Source organism: Mannheimia kashgarensis (assembly GCF_041807705.1).
Taxonomy (GTDB): Bacteria; Pseudomonadota; Gammaproteobacteria; order Enterobacterales; family Pasteurellaceae; genus Mannheimia.
Window position 1 is genome coordinate 1 of sequence record NZ_JBGTYY010000022.1, and the last position, 17,670, is coordinate 17,670.

The window sequence follows — 17,670 nt, forward strand, 5'->3', positions numbered from 1 at the left end:
CCCGAGTAAAAACGATAAACCACACCGGCATTGCCGTTTTTGTCTTGCAATTTACGCAAATCAACCTCGTACAAGTCCAGCATTGCATTTTGCTCAAGTTTGGCAAGGTCGAGTTTCATTTGGTTGGAGATACTAACTGGCATTATGGTACTTCCTTAAACGTCACGCTAAATTCCCAATGGTTTAAGCCAACCATTTTTGCGGGCCAACTGCTACACACTACCTTTTTGTTTTGTTGTGTGTACGGATCTTTAAAGTAAAAAGGGGAAACACCACGATGTTTGGCAAAAAATGCCTCCACCGCTAAATGTTCCCCCTTTTTCACTTTGATTGTGCCTGTATAGGCTCGTAATAAATTGTTTAAGCCTTTGGGCGAGCGTTGGGTATAACCATCGCCGAATTTGACTTCCATTATTTCAGAGGTATTTTCAACCGCTAAATCGGTGCGAACACACCATTGTAATGTTTCCATTAGGCAAATACTCCTCCGGCTCTAAAGTTGTTCTGAATCATTCCGTTCGCTTCCTGACGGGCAATTTTACGCATTAACTCAACAGTAATTTGCGTTTGCTCGCCTTGCTGTTTTTGGCTGACTTTGGCATCTACCGGCTCACCATTATTGATGACCTGTACGCTGATATTACTTTGAGCCGATTTCGGCTGATAAGATGATGACGGTACTCTTGGTACAGCGACACCACCGCCAGAGGCAAAACCACGTCTGCCATAGTTAAGATAATTCAAATAATCCAAACCAAGACGAGAGGTTGCCTCTTTGGTGATGACGTATTCCCCTTTGTGGACGATACCCGCTGGGGTGTATTTGCCGCCATTGCCTGTGTAGCCACCTGTTGCCCAAGTACCTAATCCATAAACAGCATTACCATTTACCGTTGTAGTCGGTCCTTGGTAGCCAAACAACATAGTTGCACCTTGTTTGATAGCATTAAATAACATCATTTTGATAATCATTTTGCTAAGATCAGATAATATGGAATTAGCAAAACTACGAAAATCCGCTTTACCCGTCATCACAAAATTAGTCAAGCTATCCGCCATACCGTCAAAGGTATTTTGAGTAATATTGGCAAGATTTGCCGCCACATTGCTGACATCGGTTTCAATATTGTTCCAGCCTTCTTTTATTCCCATCATTACAGAAGCACGAGTTTCTTCCTGCTTTTTCTGATGTAGCTCGTATTCTTCCTTAATTTTGGCAATTTTCTGATCTAAAAGAGCAATATTCTCTTTCGTCATATTAATTTTCAGCCGCTCGGCCTCTAAATCTAATTGATTGTTAAATTGTAACAATTCTTTTTCAGTACGAGTTTTTCCCAGTAAATCCAGCTCGAATTGCATTGCCTCTAGCTTTTTATCGTGATCGACTTGGAATTGCTCAATGTCTAAAAGCTGTTGTTCAGAATCAATTTTAGCAGCCAGCTCTTTGAGTTTAGCCACGCCTTCAGTGCCGTAGTTTTTATATTTTTCAGCATTCAGAGCAATATCTTCAGTAAGTTTACGCACTTCCTGATATTGAGAAATGCCACCATATTTTACGAGATCTTCTTTATCTATCTTTAAGCCGGATAAACGATTGGTTATCTCCGCTACTTGGTTTTGGTAACTTTCGGCAGAGCGTTCGGCTTTGGTTTTCTTCGGTTTTCCGCCGCGCTTAGGGGCATTTTGCAACGTAAATTGTTGCTCATATGCTGCTTTTAGTCGCTCGTATCCGGCATCGCCCTCTTTCATACCTGATTTAATCAGAGCGTCTTTTACTTGCAATGCGATTTTATCTTTGCCTTTAGCCGAAGCAATCGCATTGTTACGTTCAATTTGCTCGATTTTTTCAAGATGTTTAGGATCGATAATTGCAGCACCGTTAGCATCCAGCTTCATACTTGACAGATTAGCGACTAGAATAGCCGCTCTCATAGCCTCTCCGGCAACGCCACCAAGAGCATTAGCAATGTTATTAGCGGCAATAACCATCTCCGGTGATTTGACGGTAAAATTACCGATAGCAATATTTAAGCCATCAACTTTGATTTGGCTTTGATCAATATGAGGGTATAGATCAATAAACTGTTGTCGCATTTCGATAAGCGGCACATTTTTTATTTGTTCTGCAAGGGATTGTTCGGAACTTGCTAGATCTTGGTTAGCAACTTCGAGTTCTCGCTTTTTAGCAGTAACTGCTGCCATTTCCTTACGCATTTGTTCGGCGGATTTAGCCACCTCGTGAATTTGTCCTGCATAGTAATAGCTAATCTTGGTTTGACTGGCTTTTTTCTCTAACTGTTCAAGCTCTTGCGTGATTTCCTTAATTTTATCTTTCTGTGCTTTGATACTATCTTGGGTATCATTAATACTGACCTCTAATTCCAATTTGGTCATTTGAGGTAATCGCTCCTTGATTTGGTCGAGAGATTGAGCAAACTCAAGGGATTTTTGTGTGGCTTGCTCAGCATTTGTGAAGAAATCCATTAATAGCGGAATAGCAACACCTAATCCAATAGATAATGCTCCGAGTGGTCCACCTACTAATCCTAATGCTGCCCCAAATGCTGTTGTTGCTTTTTGAGCAGTTGCTAAGCGTGTAACAGCTGCAGTTTTCGCATTAATTAAATTGGTTTCTCTAACGGTTTGAACTTGTAATTCCGCACTTAATAGGGAGCGTTGTTTTTCCGTTGTTGCTAAATTAAGTTGAGCCTGTAAATTACGAATATAAGATTGCGTATGGGTTAATTCTGTGGCAATCTTATTTTTTTCAGCAATCGCAGCTTGAATAGCTGCATTACGTTCATTATTTAATTCTTTAGTTTTCTGAAAGATTTCCCATCTATGTTTCGCTGTTGCCGCAGCCATACTGGTAATGGATGTAATTTTATTACCTGCATAAAAAGTTACAAAAGCAGAACTTGCACCAATTAGCAAAGGGGATAAAGTTCCAATATTTTCAGCAAGCATTTCAATTCCACTTGCAAATTTTGCACTAGCACCGAATGCTTTATCCGTCTCACCAACCCATTTTATTGCGGCATTTTCTAAATTGGTAAATGCCCCAGAAATTGTTTTTACACGACCTTCAAAATCTTTATCAACTGAACCTTGAACATTTTCTATCGCAGTAACGATTTTCTTTACACTTAGTTCACCTTTAGCACCCATTTCTTTTAATTCTGCGGTAGTAACTCCTAGCCCTTTTGCTATAGCTGAGGCTAAGCCGGGAATTTGTTGAATAACAGAATTGAGATCTTGTCCTCTAAGTGTCCCTGATGATAGAGCCTGCCCGAATTGAATTAAACCCGCTTGGGCGTTTGCAGCACTTACACCGCTCATCGCTACTGCTTTAGAGACCGTTTCTGTCAAACGCACAACTTTGCTTTGACTTAACCCTAACTTATCCGCATTGGATGCAAATTGAGCATAAACACTAGATGTTGCATCCATTGATTGGCTTGTACGCTGAGAAATATCAAAAACAACAGCCATTGCTTTTGCTTGCTCATTTTCGCTATTGGTAACTAATTTTAGTTTGTTGGAAAGCTCAATATAACTATCAGTATATTGAGAAATCTTGCTGCCCGCAGATTGAGCATAACCCGATAGAGCAGTAAAAAATGAAAAATTTGTATTACTGTTGATACTTTTTGCAGCATTTTCAATATTTTTTAAATATTGAGTTGAGCGATCTGCAAACTGTCTCGCCTGTTTTTCTGCCTTATCTAGATTTAACACAAAATTTTTAGCAAATTTTTGTGCCTCATAGTCAGATTTTGTCATCGCAGATGAAAACTTGGCGCTTTCCAATTCTAAGGTAACGGTTAATTTTCCTAAGCCACTCATTGTTTTTCTCCAATAAAAAAGCCCGCATAAAGCGAGCTTTCTTTTATTGATTAGTTATATCATTTGGGAATATTGATTTTTATATTATTCCAATATTCACTATAACGATTTTCATCTTTAGTCATCGTTACCGTGTTTTTTACGTTTAAATAGGCATAAATATTAATACCGACAAATAATATGATAGGTAGTATAACAACAGTAATTAAACCGTATGGCTGCGGAATAAATACAAATAATAGGAATAGTAACAACATAATTCCTAATGTGGAAAATACTTTATCAATCATATTTACCTCCTAACCATCTTTTGTCTTAATATATATTCTATGAGTAAAAAATTCAATGGATAATTATCTTTTAGAAAGATAATCCGCTACTCCGTTATCTTCGATTTCCGCTGCCTCATCAACACGATTAAAAAACGGCATAAATTCCGAGAGTTCGGGAGCTTTGCCTTTAGGATCACGGTTGATCATTGCCATTAGGTGAGAGAGCTGGGCGTGGCGATAGTCTTCACGCCATAAGCCGAAAGGCTGTTCTTGGTAGAAAAGTTGATATTCGGCAAAGTGGCGTTCTGGCATTTGTTCGATTTCTTCAAGGGTTTTACCCAGTGCGAGCGAAAGGGTTAGCTGGAACTTTCTTCGCTCGCTGAGTCTTTTGGGGCGGACACGGCTTGGTTAAAGTCGATAATCACTTTACTGTCTAATTCGGCAATCGCATTGAGATCGTCAATGTTAAGTGGGTTAAACAGTAATGCACCGTTTTCGTCACATAAGCGGTAGGCAACCGATTGAGCAAGGCGGTATTTTTCGCCAAAACGGCTGAGAGCCTCGTCAAAGGTTTCATCATCTTCTGCCGGTAATTCAACGCTTTCTTGTTCCGCTTGTTGAATGAGCCAGCTTCGGGTTTCAAAAATCTGCTTGTTCATATCGCCAACAGTGGCTTCACGCAGGTAGTAGGTTTCACCGTTGATTTCGATGGGCTGTAATTTAGGTTTGTTGGCAAGGAGTTTCTCACGCAGGGTCATTATTCGTTCCTTTTGTAAAATTTGGGATAAAAAAGACCGCTTGCAACATTACAAGCGGTCGAATTGACATCATCTTTTGCAATTACACTAACAAGTAATCACGTCCGGCAGGTTTAAGTGATACTGAGCCTTCATATTTACCTTTTACTTCGCCACTAAAGCCGTTACCGGATTCAATAAAGGCTTGCCCGTAGGTTGTGCCGTTATCATTCGGTAATTCCAATTTATATGGGAAAGTCGCTTTGTCGTAGAATAATTTACGCAGGCGTTTTTGCATTTCGGTACTTGGGGTGTGGAAGAAACTCAGTTTAATTGGGCCGAACTCAATTTCGCCTGGTTCGGTTTCCGTGCCTTCAGAGCAAACGGTGGTTACATCTTCGGTCGAAAGCGTATCGTCCGATTTTTCAATGTTTTTGATCGCACAGAATTGAGCGGAGAATTGCACTCGTGCGGCTTTGGCTTGTGCGTAGCTACTTGGTAAGTCTTTACCTTCCCAATTCACTTCTTCACAAAGTTTAACCTGATCGCCTGTTACCGATAAAACAGGGTAAACGCCGTCAAGTTGCCCACAACCTGTTAATTCAATGGCATCGCCTTTTTGGTAGCCTGATGTAGCAATGGTGAGTGTGACGGTATTAAGGCTAATGGCGGTAATCGCTTTTTGCCCTTCTTTGCCTACGCCAATACGAAATTTTGTACCTTTAAATGGGGTGGTTTTAGCCATAGTTTAGTCCTCATAAGCTATTTGATAAGTAAACATTCGCCGATGGAGTTTCGTTTCAGCTTCGTAATCACTGAAATCAGCTACTCGTTCGGCAAAATTAAATGTATCTTCAACTACCTCAATGACTTGCTTACGCAGTCGAAAAATATCATCAGGATTGTGACTGTAAATATCGATTTGCACCGTGTAATCGTCCATTTCGCTGTCAATCAGGGCAGAATTGGGCGAGATGTTGGGAAATTGATACACAATCACAGGGTATTCCGTGTTAGTTTCCGGAATAACCTCATAAAAACAACGCCCTGAAACCAGTGACTTCAGGGCAGTATAAAGTTCATTTTGGATCAAGAAGTTGCCTCCTTGTGGATTTCGGTGCGGAGCGTGTCGGTGATCGCTTTTGCCGCTTGCTGTTTGCTTTGTTCAAAAGCCGGCCGCATAAATGGCTTTGCTCCCATTTTGCTTGTGCCGAACTCTACAAACCGCCAGTAATACGGATCGTTAGGATTGTAAGCCCCACCTCTTCCGCTTTTCCCTTTGAAACGGCTAATTTGTTTGTCGGTCAATTTCTTAACCCAAACGATTGTTTCTGTTTTACCGTTTTTAATTTTGGTTCGGGAGGTAATTGCTTTTTTCAATGTGCCTTTTTTACGATGTGGTACGTTTTCTTGCAGTACAGGAGCTTTGGCTCGGGCGGTATTTCGCACTATCGCACCACCTTGTCGCATCGCTTTGACTGCAATCCGATTTGAGGCTTTTTTGCCTAACGATTGCATTTTTTGACCAAGCTCTTTTAAGCCTTCAATCTTAACGTTGAGCGTTGCCATTGGTTAGCTCCTTACAATGCAGTAATAGACTTCGATTAAGTTCCCGCCAGTTTTGGATTGCTACAATCTCAAATAGGCGGTTACCAAATTTCACTCGCATTGTGTGATCAAGATTCGGCAAGTAACGTAGCCAAATTTGCATCGTAGCCTCACTGTGAATTTGGTTTGCCGAGTTAAGTTCTCGCCCCGAAATCGGTTTAACTTCCGCCCAAGCGGTGTGTAAATCGTGCCATTCGGCAACGACTGCACCATATTCGCTTGGGCGGTTGCGTTGCGTTTGGATAATAATCCGATGACGAAGTTTGCCGATGTTCATACCTTTCCTTATGTAAATTTTTCGGAAAATTTGACCGCTTGTTAGAGCGTGATGAATTTATAGGATTGAATAATAATCTCGACTGTTGGCGGAATCGCAAAATTCGGTGAGTTATTCGCTTCATTCCAGCCGCTTCGGTTTTCGTACAAGTATGCCGTGAGCATTAATACTGCCATTTTAATGTCTGCCGTCAGCAGTAATGCATTTGCCGGTGGTTCTTCGGGTAGTTCATCAAAAAGTTGGCGATTCGTCAGATTTTCTACCGTTTTTTGGGCTGAAAGCAGGTAGCCATTGAGCAAATCATCTTCCAGCTCGTGTTCGATACGGCATTGTTGTTTGACTTCTTCAAGTGTTATGTTCATTACATTGTCCTTGAGAATGTCGGGCGTAAATGCCCGACTTACACACTATTTACCCACTAATGCTTTGATTGCTGAAGTGTCTTCTAACGCACAATCGAAACGGTGGAAAGCTAAGAAACCCACTTGATCGTATTCGGCATAACGTTCCACTAAGCGTTTCAACGTCATATAAGATACACGGCGGACGATAAAACGGTTGAAATCGCCAAAGAACATAAATTTCTTGTCTTTAGCAATATCTTCAATGCCCTGATCGATAACATATTGGTAGCCTAAAATCGTTGCCGGTGCAACGCCCGTGATACTTGGTAGCCATAGTGGACGATTATTGGCATCGACCATTTCTTTCAATGTGCGGAACGTTTTGTCGTTAAATGCAAGGCGAGTATTACCTGCACCACGATAAGCAGGGTCGATAGAATGAATTAAGGCATTAATATCTTTCCAATCTACTGTATTTGCTGCGACTGTAGTGGTTTTACCGGTTACGCTGACATCTAAGCCTTTCGGTTGGGCGACAGGCGAACCTGTGCCGTTACCACGAACAAGATAATGAGCTTCAGCTCGTCCGATACGTTCAGCAATGCGAGAGGCAAGGTAGGCTTCAATATCAATCGCACTATCTTGTAATAATTCACCGGAAACACGGATAATTTTAGAGGTAAGTTTACGAGAACCGAGATTTGCAATACCAAAATTCGTGTCTTGCTCTGTTGCTGCTTGGTTTTCGCCGATTAGCTCGCCCATTTCACTGGTTGCATCAGCCGTTAGCCATTCAATATTGCGACCGTCCGATGTGGTAATAATACGGCTGACGTTGGCAATACCGCCAAAGGCTTTCATCTGTTCTACAATACGAGCTTGGAACTCTTTCGGTACGGTATAGCCGCCTTGTTCATTTGCTCCTACCGATTGAGCTCGAAGTTCAGCCATTACCTGCTTTTCTTCTTGAGTTAATTCTCCCAAGCCACGACGTAAGAAGGAATCAAATACTTGTGAGCGTTTTGCTTCTACATCTAATACAGGAGCTTTAACTTGCTCTTCACGCTTTTCTTCCACAAAGAGAGTATCGGTAGAACGTAGTGATTCTTCACGCTCAATTTGTGCCTCTACGCCACCCAGTTCGTGTTTCATCGAGTCCCACTTGGTGCGTTGTTCATCCGTCCAAGTGTTATCACCAATCTCGTCATTTAATTGACGCATTTGAACCGCAATATTGCGGCGTTTTTCTTGTAGCTCGTGTAATTTAGCCATTTTTATTTCCTCTTAAATGAAAAAAGCCACAAGAATGTGGCTCGTATTGATAAAATTTAGGTATGCCAAAAGCCGCTTGCTGTTTCACAAGCGGTCATTTTTTGGTAAAAGTTTGCGAATTACCGGTGCGGTAGTGCAACGCCTTGCTGTAAATGGCGGAACGGTGTCGGATTATTGCTAAAATCTACGCCATAGGTGAGGCGGTAGATGAGTTTGCCCATTCGCTGAATATGGTTGCCGTATTCCACACCTTGGCTATACACCATTGGGGCAAGATTAGAGCCAATAGCCATCAGCGGTTGATAAAGCGTGTTCATTGTTTCCGCCGTTTTGCTTGCCTCGAACCAGAGCCACGCTAAATCCCGTAGTTCATCGCTTGTTAGAGTATGGGTAAATTTCGGTTCTTGCTCAACAGGTTTGGTATAAGCACCTGTTTTTCGGATCTGCGGTAACACTTCGGCGGTTACCCATTTTCTGAAACGGTGTGGCACTGAACCTTTTTTCACCGCTTCACGACAGCGGAGGATTAGGGTGTACATTCCGCTTTCGGAAACTAAACTTAGACTTTGAGCACCATTTCCTGCCGACCCTAACTTTAAGTTAGGGTCGGAAGAAATCATTTTTTCATCGTCATCTAAGTTAAGAATTGCTTTGCTTGGATTTGAAATTCCCAATGTATCACAGAGATCTTTTGCAACGAACCAAGGTTCGCCATTTACTGCGATAACACGGATTTGTTGGGTTTCAAAGTTGAATGTTGAGAGTTTTGTTTGAGTAGTCATAGTGAGATCCTTTTAAATTTTCGACATTTCCTAATCCGTAGATTAGGGCGATCAAGTGGTTCGAAAGCCGTAAAAGGTCGGCTGGGCTTATTTCCCTTTCGGGTGTTGTATTCGCCACCCACTCGATCATAGACAAAAATTTAATAGACCTTTTCTGCCCCAAATTTCGGGTACAAAAAAACCGCATAGGGTTTCGGTTGCGGATTACCGCCTTTTATGTAGGTTTCGACACCTATGGGGAAATAGTACTACTCAAATGTTTTATCGTCAATCACTAAATTTAAATTGATCTGAATTTTATCTTCCAATAGTTTGATCTTTTCATATAGGCTTGGTTTCTTACCTTTCCAACGATTTAAACCTTTTCCACAGTAGCTTGCTAACTGTTCTTCCATCTTGGTGTTCAAGCAGAGCTGTTGATATTCTTGCAACAGTTGATAGCTGGTTTTTCCTGCTTGGGTAATCAGGTAATCAAAGGCTTCGATAAAGGCAATTTTAAATTGGGTAGCTCGTTTACCATTAAAACCCATAACAAGCAGTACAAAGCCGTTTTTAGTCATTTCAAACATTGGTTTTTCACGGTTCCAGCGGTCTTTATAAGAGGTGAGCTCAAAATTGAGCCCACCAAATTTATCGGGGCAATCTTCTAAAAGGTTTTGAATATCACGTAGGACATTCTTGTGGCTTTTCCCAAATACTTTCGCAACAGTATGGGAATCAGTAATAATTTTATCGCCCTTTACTTGGACAAATTGGGAAAAGTTTTCAATTTTTTGTAAGTTCATTTTCTATCCTTCTCTTAAATTTTAGGTAAAGAAAAACCCCGAGTAATTTGCCGTTACTCGGGGTTTGTTTTTATTTTCTAAGCTGAAATTAACGTTAAAAAACGCTCTCTTGCTGCTTTTTGCGACACAGCTTTTGCGATTGCTCCTGAATTTCTTGCTTCTTTCCACGCTTCAAGGGAGCGTGCCGTGCTGCTGGCTTCTTGGTAAGCCGGATAAGTTACCGGACTGACATCATACAGACGTGAAATTTTGTGGATTTCCCGAATAATGACACCATCTTCATTTTCGTACCAATTATCACCGTTACGAGCGATACGAAACGCAAAGGACGATTGAGTAATGTCGCCCCGTTTTAGTGGGGCGATCACTAAATCACGAATGGTTGGCGTATCAGGGGCGATGATGTCGTATTTTAAGCCTGTTTCATCAACAGAAAGGCTTAATGTACCGGCTTTACTGCGACCTAGAATAAAATTCGGATCGTGGTTAAATAAACCTCTTACATCGTCTTCAAGGACATCATCAAAGGCTCCCGGCATAATGATTTCACGGAAACCCCACATTACTTCTGATTTTGAGTTGAATACCGAGCCGTAGCCGATGATATGCGTTGGTTCATTTTCTCGATTTTCAGCTCGTACTTCGCCAGCGTAGGAGCGTTTTTCAATATCACTCATTGCTGTTCTCCTGTTGTTTGTTTTGTTGAGATTGTTGGGCTGCATTCACGCTGACTAACATTTCGTCTAAGCCCTCAACCGGGTTCATATCTTCCAGCTGCCGGGCTTCGTTGCGAGACATCCAGCCATCGGTAATAGCATTGTGGTAGAAAGTGGCTCGCTCAGCTGCTGTGCCACGCATAATGCCGGCAAGGTTAAATTTGACGAAGTAACCTGCTTTGCGTTCTGCTTCGGTAAAGATTTTGCGATTTAGCTCTTGTTCCCAATTTACTACCCACGGCATTACGCTATAGCGGATAAATTGAATGGTTTGCTCGGAAATGTTGGAGAAAGTGGCTTTTTCCAAGTCGTTAATCATATGAGCCGGTACATTGAAAATACCGGCAATTTCTGAGCGGTTGAGTTTCATCATTGACAGTAGTTCGGTATCAACCGGCGATACAGTCAGGGCTTTATAATCAAGTTCTGCCGGGAGTAAAATGGTTTTGTTTTCTTCGCTACGGAGTTTATTTTGAGCCTCTTGCCACATTGACTTAAAATTAGCCCAAGAACTGCTATTGATAGGTGTTTTTACCGATAAAATCCCTGCCGGTCGTGCGTTGCCGCCAAAAAATCCGCTGGCAAATTTGCGAGCATCTAGCCCTAGACCAATGGTTTCAGCGTGGGTTTGAATAACGGATTTGCCGGTTTTGATCGATGGCCCAAGTGATTTAATGTGAATCATATCATCGGGCGAAATGCTCAATGTTTTGTCGTCATCATAATAGCCGTAAACGTAACGACCGCCATTTTTCAGTAGCTGAACTTTCCACGGTTCAAGTGATTCGAGAGACTGTACCGTGCCATTTTTATTCCGCACAATGTGAATGTACGCATTACCATACAGTAACACCGCACTTTGAGCATACTCACGCAATTTATATGAGGTTTGCCAAAAATTCGGGCTGTCGTGCAGTAAGTAATAAGTTGGGTGATCTCGAACGGTTTCTACTTTATCGCCGCTTTTGCGTTTAACGTGGAGCGGTAATTGAGCAATAGAGCTGGAAAGAACATATACGCAAGCATAAACCGCCGCCAATTTCATTGCGAGATCAGGACTAACGATTTTTGTAGGTTGCGTGCCGAATAATTCTTCATACGCATTTTCTGCACTTAAGGGGACAGCGGGGTTTTCCAGTGAGCGAGTGGTAAAAAGTTTGTCAAAAATCACTGCTTACCTCCTGCACTTATAAGAGCATAGAGCAATAAAAGTGTTCCGCCAGACATACAAGCAATAGCCTCTCCATATTGGAGATACACGCCATAACAAAGCATTAAAAATCCGCCAATACCGATAATATCTGTTAGGAGCGTTTTCATAATTCTAATACCTCATTAGGGAAAAAATTATCGTCCACATTCAACATAATGCGACCGATTGCCATCATTAGGGCGACAGCTCCGTCGATTTTGTTTTCGGGGATTTCTTTAATCGGGCGAACCACATCATCATTACCCGGTACGGTTTTACCGACAACGTTACCGATACACCACGTCATAATCGGGTTGCCGTCGTGATGAAAACGACCTGATTCAATCGCTGCTTCCAATTCTTTCATCGGGTCGGAGAGGTTAGTGTAGTTTTGGGTAATCGTTATCGGGTTTAAGCCTTCGTCCGCCAAGTTGTGGCTGATTGCAATCGCTCCGTGCGGGTCAATCGCTACGCAAGACACTCGGTGTTGGTGGTTGGTTTCTTTGATGACTTCTTCGATTTCTCGATAGTCCACTTCCGCACCGTCTGTTGCCGTGAGATTTCCGCTATTTACCCATTTTTGATATTTATCGACAACACGTTTTAAGGCAGTATCAGTGTTGTAAACCGTATCTTCCGGCACGAAAAATTCAGGGGCAATACAGTAGTAATGACGTTTACCGTCAATGATTCGGCTAAAGACTTTAACGAGCGAATTCATATCCAGTTTGCGAGCCATATCCAGCCCTAAATACACCTCGTCGTCTTGGAAATCATTGAGGCTGAGACTTTCATCTTTGCAGTTTTCCCAGCTAACCATATTGAAAAAGCTCTCTTTCGCCGATACCCATACGTTTAGGTGTTTGGTTTTAAAAGTATTGGTAAGCCGTGCGTTGTTGATAGCTTTGTTTTGTTGGCTAATCAGGTAATCGCCGTAAACCGATACATCAAAATTAGGGTTTGCTTTTCGGAGTACGCTTTCGTCCGTCCAGTCATCATCTTCATCAATGGTGTATATGATGCCGAATAGTTCGTCATTTGGGATTGCTCCGTTAAGTTTTTCAATCACTTCACGTCGTTTGTCGTAACACGGCCCTTCAATGTTGTAACCTGCAGTAGTGATGATGAACATTAACGGCTGTTTTCTTGCTCCCATACCGGTGAGCATTGTGGTGTAGAGTTCATCGTTTTTGTGTTCGTGGTATTCGTCCACAATCGCACAACTTGGGCTTGCTCCATCACCTGGTGAGCCGATAAGCGGTTCAAAGCGTGAGCCGTCTGACGGGCGGTTGAGATTTGATGCGTTTACTTCAATACCGAATGTTGAGCAGAGTAGATCGGTTTTCTTACACATCAATCGGGCAGGACGAAAAACTTCCCACGCTTGCTTTTCGGTGGTTGCACCTGAATAGACTTCAGCTCCAAATTCGTTGTCCATACAAAACATATATAAGCCGACACCAGCGGAAATTGCCGATTTGCCGTTTTTGCGTGGTACTTCAACATAAATTTCACGATAGCGGCGAAGGTTGTTTGATTTGCGTAGCCAGCCAAAAGCATTCGCTACAATAAACAATTGCCACGGTTCAAGCGTGATGTTTTGGCGTTTTAACGCCCATTCGCCTTTGGTGTGCGGTAAATATTGAATGAACTTGCAGGCTTTTTCCGCTTTGTCTTCCGCAAAATAATAGGGAAATTCGACTGCTTGTTGGCGTTCAAGATCATCAAGATATTGTTGGCAGGTTTTTACGATGAATCGACAGGCAGGAATTTTGCCTGTAACAACATCTTTGGCGTATTTTGTCGCTTTTTTGATATTGTCTGTCATTGTAATAACTCCGCAAATGGATTGATGTTTTGTTCGTCTGCTTTACCGGTTAGGCGTTGGCGGCTGCTTGGGTCAAGCCCGAGCAAAGAGCCAAAGGTTGTCATCTGCTTAAGAGCTTCGTTCAAAACGGTAAAGGCGGGGTTTTTGGAGAGTCCGCCATTACTGTTTTCTACAAATGTGCCGTATTTATCAATGTCTTTACAGGCTGAATTTCGGTTCTGATAAGCGATGCAATAGTTGGCTACAACCTCAAGATCGGTTTGAAACAGTACACCTTGAGGTAATAATTCTTTCAAAAGAAAAGCCCACATTCGCTGACCATCTTCATTAAGCTGGGGCGGTGGTGGGCTATGTTCATTAAATGGGCTAAATTCAGGTTCATCCTGATTTAGCTTTCGTTTTCCGGGGTTGCCTCGACGCTCTTTCACTTTGGTCGGGATGGGTTTTCGCCCTCGCCCCGGCGTAGTGGCTTTTCCTGTCATTTGGCGTGTACCCTAAATTTTTAATTTCGCGGTTGTAAAAATTGAGTTCAGGGGGCGGTTTCCAAGAGCGTTCGCCCTAGCGATTTTCCTCCCCCCTCCCTGCCAAATTTTTACGCTAACCGTTCTCGTGCGGTTTTCGTTTTATGGCACGAGTAGCACAAACTTTGTAGGTTATTCAATTCATCTGTACCACCGTGTGCTTTGGCAACGATATGATCCACCGTTGAGGCTGATACATACAAACCTCGCTGCAAACAGGCTTGGCACAAATGCTTATCACGCTCTAGTACGATTGCTCTTAGCTTTCGCCACTGTGAGCCGTAGCCACGTTGCGATGATGTTTTACCTTGCTGATGTCTCTGCCAACCGCAATCCTTGTGTGTATCACAATACCCACTCGGATCAGTTGTTGTATGCTTGCAGCCTTGCTTGCGACAGGCTTTGGGGATTCTAGCTGGCATAATAAGTTATCGATAACGTTTAGCTTTTACTTTACTTAGTGTAGTGCCTGTATCAGTAAGCACTTCCGCATAATCTGTCTTATAAATGAAAATAGATTGCAGTTCGCCAACCACGTTATCATCTGGAATTAATACCACCGCAACAGGATCGCCACTTACATTATCTGAACGTACTGTAGTTGCAATCTGCTCAGGGCAAACTTCTTCTTGTCCATCTTCATCGGCATACACAGCAGGTAAGTGAAGAACAGTTTCAAACGATTTACCTTTATCTTCATCACGTAAACCTTTCTTGGCTTGCTCGATTGCTGTTTGATACTCCTCTGAATCAGCGTATGCAATAGTCGCTTGTTTAACTTGTGATAACACAAGCACCGAACCTAATTTCAATTTAATAATCATAAGTAATCCTTTTTTTAATACAACACATTGCTTAGTTATGATCTTAATACAATCAAAAGCATAACTAAGTAATGTAACGCAAATGAAAAGGGAGCAATTAAGCTCCCACTCTCAATAGCGGTTTAATCCGCCAAGTCATTTAAAACCCTGTTTAGCCTGTGCTTGCCACTCTCTGATACGGTCAATTTGATTAGCACACAAATCACGCTCTCCCATTACTCTAACGAGATACTCGACCGTATCGCCGTAGGTTTTACCGCTAAACTCTGTCCGCTCGCACGGTACTAGGTATGCTGCTGGCGGATATAAATACTCAGTGCTGACGATTGTTTTGCTGGTGCNACTCTGTCCGCTCGCACGGTACTAGGTATGCTGCTGGCGGATATAAATACTCAGTGCTGACGATTGTTTTGCTGGTGCAGCCGCTTAATACTATCAGCCACGCCATTAGGCAAATCAGTTTTAGCACAACTGTCTTGGGCGAGAATTGACTTAATCTCATTTTGAACAATCTCCACTTTATTTCGCAGCTCATTTGCAATTTTTTGGCTTTTTTCGACCGCTTGTCGCTCTTGCTCGAGCGTATCAGCAGCCGTTGATTGACTTTTTGTTGCTGTTCGATAGTTTGGGCTTGTATGTGGTTCTCGGCTCTTAAGCTATCTATAATCTGAGACTGACCCCATAACCATACACACAAGCCCAAAATCACAATGGCTATCGTGCCACTAATCCAGTTAAGCATAATGCTTTCTCCTTTTCACGGCGGATAACCAATCCGTTCAACACCTTACCACTGGCACGAATAAAGTCAGGTAGTCGATGACACATCTCCTCAAATTGTTTATTCACTGCGAGTTTATGGATGGTAGTCTGCACATATTGACCTTGTTTATTCCGATAAAATCTCATGTTATAACAACCCATATTAAATACAGCGGACGTCATTCCCGAAAATTGATTATCGTTCATGTCTTTACCATTAAAATGACGATTGACACAACTCTCCGCAATCTTCAAATCTTTTGCCCAACGCTCAGCAATTTCTTTGTCAGAATAAATACGATTTGGGTCAATCTTTTCACCGCCAAACTCCGTTGAGCCAATGCCAACCGTGATTACATCGGCAGGGCATTTATACGGATCACGTCTGCAACCCTCAGCATTACCGATAATCTCTAATCCAGCTTGGTTAGTGCGGATTTCGGGATGTTGATATTGGACTAATGTAATAATGGCAGCGATACCACAAACGATACCACTGCCATATTTAAGGCTTTTACTCATCACTTAGCCCCTTTCTCAATCTTGCCATTTTCGCTTGATGAAGCTCTTCCGCCCGTTCATCTTCACGCTTACGCCGTTTACCATCTTCACAACGCTGATACAAATTCGCACAAGCTGTAACAATACCAATAGCTAGGCTTAATATCATTAAGTTTTGCTGATCGCTTAACCAAGCAATAAAACCACCAAAGCTAGACCAAATATAGCTTTGCGTCCCCATATCTTTCATATATTTCATACTCCACCTCATTTTTGAGGCAATAAAAAAGCCCCGACTGGAAAACCAATCAGGGCTATAAAAATAGTGTTGCGTAATGCACTTGCACTAATCGCAAGGATTACATAAACGATACACTTTCAGGTGAACCTTGTCAATCTTTTTTGACCACTTGAGCACTACCGCCACAATAATGTCCATCGCAATCACTACTTAAATCTAACGCATACGCACCAACAAAGCATAAACCGACTAAAATATATTTCAACATACAGCACCTCGCCCAAATTTCATGTGTAGAAATCCACCGCTTGATGTTTCACAAGCGGTCAGTTTGAGTTAATTTTTTGCAATTAGAATGTTGGCTGTTTGAATGTTGGGTCAAAGCTTCGAATATGTTTCAGCACTCGCCAGTTGCTGTCGTAGTCATATTGGAAATCTTTGGTTAGTCGATTGATCACTTTGTGGGCATTTCTAGCGGTTGTTGCATATTCAAAACCTTGCCCATAAATATTGCCCGACATATTTGAACCTAATTTTTCAAATGCCGAATAAATATGGCGGAATGTGTGAATACCACGAATGAATGCGAACCACGCCCAAGCGAGATCGAGCAATTCATCTTCGGTAAATTCAAAGGTGTATTTCTTTGGTGGTGGAGCAAGCGGTGCGATTTGCTGATTATTTTGCGAATATTGCCCAGTCTTGCGAATTTGCGGTAACACTTCGGCTGTAACCCATTTTCTGAAACGATGTGGCACTGAACCTTTTTTCACGGCTTCACGACAACGGAGGATTAAGGTGTACATTCCGCTTTCGCTGATGATGTTCATTTCCTGCTGTCCGCCAAGGGTGTTACTTAAAGTTACACCCTTTTCATCATCGTCTAATGCTAGTAGAGCTTTACGATTATTATCAATACCGATAGCATCACATACATCTTTTGCAACGAACCAAGGTTCGCCATTTACTGCGATTACACGGATTGCTGAATTTTCAAAATTGAATGTAGAAAGTTGAGTAGAAGTTTGATTAGTCATCGCTTTATTTCCTTTTGAGAGAAATCCCGATAAATCGGGCGGTCGAGAGCTCAAAACTCGTAAAGCATCGAGCGGAGTTATTTCCTTGCGGTATTGTATTCCTCGCACTCTCGACCATTGTAAAA

General features: G+C 42.1%; 25 protein-coding genes and 2 pseudogenes. All 27 read right to left on the reverse strand.

What is annotated here, in order from left to right; genetic code table 11:
• Positions 1-143: pseudogene (locus ACERCF_RS08950) on the reverse strand (phage minor tail protein L); the annotation flags it as partial.
• Positions 143-472, reverse strand: a complete 330-nt coding sequence (locus tag ACERCF_RS08955; protein ID WP_330499694.1) for a phage tail protein — start codon at positions 470-472, stop codon at positions 143-145. The gene ACERCF_RS08955 and the pseudogene ACERCF_RS08950, both read right to left, overlap by 1 nt.
• Complete coding sequence (locus tag ACERCF_RS08960) at positions 472-3,846, reverse strand: phage tail tape measure protein (RefSeq protein WP_373625362.1); 3,375 nt, start codon at positions 3,844-3,846, stop codon at positions 472-474. Before ACERCF_RS08960 ends, ACERCF_RS08955 begins: the two co-directional genes overlap by 1 nt.
• A gap of 59 nt (positions 3,847-3,905) precedes the next feature.
• On the reverse strand, positions 3,906-4,136 hold the full coding sequence (locus ACERCF_RS08965) for a hypothetical protein (RefSeq protein ID WP_373625363.1): 231 nt from the start codon (positions 4,134-4,136) through the stop codon (positions 3,906-3,908).
• A gap of 63 nt (positions 4,137-4,199) precedes the next feature.
• Positions 4,200-4,430 carry a phage tail assembly protein T gene (locus ACERCF_RS08970; protein ID WP_373625364.1) on the reverse strand — a complete coding sequence of 77 codons (231 nt, stop codon included), beginning with the start codon at positions 4,428-4,430 and terminating at the stop codon, positions 4,200-4,202.
• Between the two features lie 44 nt (positions 4,431-4,474).
• Positions 4,475-4,876, reverse strand: coding sequence for a hypothetical protein (locus tag ACERCF_RS08975; RefSeq protein ID WP_373625365.1), 402 nt, complete (start codon positions 4,874-4,876; stop codon positions 4,475-4,477).
• Positions 4,877-4,958: 82 nt separating this feature from the next.
• Positions 4,959-5,600 carry a phage tail protein gene (locus tag ACERCF_RS08980; protein ID WP_373625366.1) on the reverse strand — a complete coding sequence of 214 codons (642 nt, stop codon included), beginning with the start codon at positions 5,598-5,600 and terminating at the stop codon, positions 4,959-4,961.
• 3 nt (positions 5,601-5,603) lie between these two features.
• The gene (locus ACERCF_RS08985; RefSeq protein WP_373625367.1) at positions 5,604-5,948 is read right to left on the reverse strand and encodes a DUF3168 domain-containing protein; all 345 of its coding nucleotides are present in this window, start codon (positions 5,946-5,948) and stop codon (positions 5,604-5,606) included.
• Positions 5,945-6,424 carry an HK97-gp10 family putative phage morphogenesis protein gene (locus ACERCF_RS08990; RefSeq protein ID WP_373625368.1) on the reverse strand — a complete coding sequence of 160 codons (480 nt, stop codon included), beginning with the start codon at positions 6,422-6,424 and terminating at the stop codon, positions 5,945-5,947. Before ACERCF_RS08990 ends, ACERCF_RS08985 begins: the two co-directional genes overlap by 4 nt.
• The gene (locus ACERCF_RS08995; protein WP_249763886.1) at positions 6,405-6,740 is read right to left on the reverse strand and encodes a phage head closure protein; all 336 of its coding nucleotides are present in this window, start codon (positions 6,738-6,740) and stop codon (positions 6,405-6,407) included. The genes ACERCF_RS08990 and ACERCF_RS08995 overlap by 20 nt, the downstream gene beginning before the upstream one ends.
• A gap of 41 nt (positions 6,741-6,781) precedes the next feature.
• A complete protein-coding gene (locus tag ACERCF_RS09000) occupies positions 6,782-7,102 on the reverse strand; it encodes a head-tail connector protein (RefSeq protein ID WP_373625369.1) in 321 nt (106 codons plus the stop codon).
• 45 nt (positions 7,103-7,147) lie between these two features.
• The gene (locus ACERCF_RS09005; protein ID WP_373625370.1) at positions 7,148-8,356 is read right to left on the reverse strand and encodes a phage major capsid protein; all 1,209 of its coding nucleotides are present in this window, start codon (positions 8,354-8,356) and stop codon (positions 7,148-7,150) included.
• 119 nt (positions 8,357-8,475) lie between these two features.
• Positions 8,476-9,138, reverse strand: a complete 663-nt coding sequence (locus ACERCF_RS09010) for a BRO family protein (protein WP_373625371.1) — start codon at positions 9,136-9,138, stop codon at positions 8,476-8,478.
• A gap of 248 nt (positions 9,139-9,386) precedes the next feature.
• Positions 9,387-9,923: a Rha family transcriptional regulator gene (locus ACERCF_RS09015; protein WP_373625372.1), complete on the reverse strand. Its 537-nt coding sequence runs from the start codon at positions 9,921-9,923 to the stop codon at positions 9,387-9,389.
• A 77-nt stretch (positions 9,924-10,000) separates the two neighbouring features.
• Complete coding sequence (locus ACERCF_RS09020) at positions 10,001-10,600, reverse strand: HK97 family phage prohead protease (protein ID WP_373625373.1); 600 nt, start codon at positions 10,598-10,600, stop codon at positions 10,001-10,003.
• On the reverse strand, positions 10,593-11,810 hold the full coding sequence (locus tag ACERCF_RS09025) for a phage portal protein (RefSeq protein WP_373625374.1): 1,218 nt from the start codon (positions 11,808-11,810) through the stop codon (positions 10,593-10,595). Before ACERCF_RS09025 ends, ACERCF_RS09020 begins: the two co-directional genes overlap by 8 nt.
• The gene (locus tag ACERCF_RS09030; RefSeq protein WP_373625375.1) at positions 11,807-11,959 is read right to left on the reverse strand and encodes a hypothetical protein; all 153 of its coding nucleotides are present in this window, start codon (positions 11,957-11,959) and stop codon (positions 11,807-11,809) included. Before ACERCF_RS09030 ends, ACERCF_RS09025 begins: the two co-directional genes overlap by 4 nt.
• The gene (locus tag ACERCF_RS09035; RefSeq protein WP_373625376.1) at positions 11,956-13,659 is read right to left on the reverse strand and encodes a terminase large subunit; all 1,704 of its coding nucleotides are present in this window, start codon (positions 13,657-13,659) and stop codon (positions 11,956-11,958) included. Before ACERCF_RS09035 ends, ACERCF_RS09030 begins: the two co-directional genes overlap by 4 nt.
• Positions 13,656-14,141 (reverse strand): phage terminase small subunit P27 family, encoded by a 486-nt coding sequence (locus tag ACERCF_RS09040; RefSeq protein ID WP_373625377.1) that lies wholly within the window; start codon positions 14,139-14,141, stop codon positions 13,656-13,658. The genes ACERCF_RS09035 and ACERCF_RS09040 overlap by 4 nt, the downstream gene beginning before the upstream one ends.
• A gap of 110 nt (positions 14,142-14,251) precedes the next feature.
• Positions 14,252-14,602 (reverse strand): HNH endonuclease, encoded by a 351-nt coding sequence (locus ACERCF_RS09045; protein ID WP_373625378.1) that lies wholly within the window; start codon positions 14,600-14,602, stop codon positions 14,252-14,254.
• A 6-nt stretch (positions 14,603-14,608) separates the two neighbouring features.
• Complete coding sequence (locus tag ACERCF_RS09050; RefSeq protein WP_373625379.1) at positions 14,609-15,004, reverse strand: hypothetical protein; 396 nt, start codon at positions 15,002-15,004, stop codon at positions 14,609-14,611.
• Positions 15,005-15,139: 135 nt separating this feature from the next.
• Complete coding sequence (lysC, locus tag ACERCF_RS12535; protein WP_472853094.1) at positions 15,140-15,331, reverse strand: Rz1-like lysis system protein LysC; 192 nt, start codon at positions 15,329-15,331, stop codon at positions 15,140-15,142.
• Positions 15,318-15,452: an Rz1-like lysis system protein LysC gene (gene lysC, locus ACERCF_RS12540; protein WP_472853093.1), complete on the reverse strand. Its 135-nt coding sequence runs from the start codon at positions 15,450-15,452 to the stop codon at positions 15,318-15,320. Before lysC (ACERCF_RS12540) ends, lysC (ACERCF_RS12535) begins: the two co-directional genes overlap by 14 nt.
• Positions 15,397-15,746, reverse strand: a pseudogene (locus ACERCF_RS09055) (DUF2570 family protein). The gene lysC (ACERCF_RS12540) and the pseudogene ACERCF_RS09055 overlap by 56 nt, the downstream one beginning before the upstream one ends.
• Entirely contained in the window at positions 15,719-16,288 is a 570-nt protein-coding gene (locus ACERCF_RS09060) for a lysozyme (RefSeq protein ID WP_006250099.1), read from the reverse strand. The pseudogene ACERCF_RS09055 and the gene ACERCF_RS09060 overlap by 28 nt, the downstream one beginning before the upstream one ends.
• Entirely contained in the window at positions 16,281-16,526 is a 246-nt protein-coding gene (locus ACERCF_RS09065) for a hypothetical protein (RefSeq protein WP_172459172.1), read from the reverse strand. Before ACERCF_RS09065 ends, ACERCF_RS09060 begins: the two co-directional genes overlap by 8 nt.
• A gap of 332 nt (positions 16,527-16,858) precedes the next feature.
• Positions 16,859-17,545: a P22AR C-terminal domain-containing protein gene (locus ACERCF_RS09070; RefSeq protein ID WP_115262491.1), complete on the reverse strand. Its 687-nt coding sequence runs from the start codon at positions 17,543-17,545 to the stop codon at positions 16,859-16,861.
• Between the last annotated feature and the right edge of the window lie 125 nt (positions 17,546-17,670).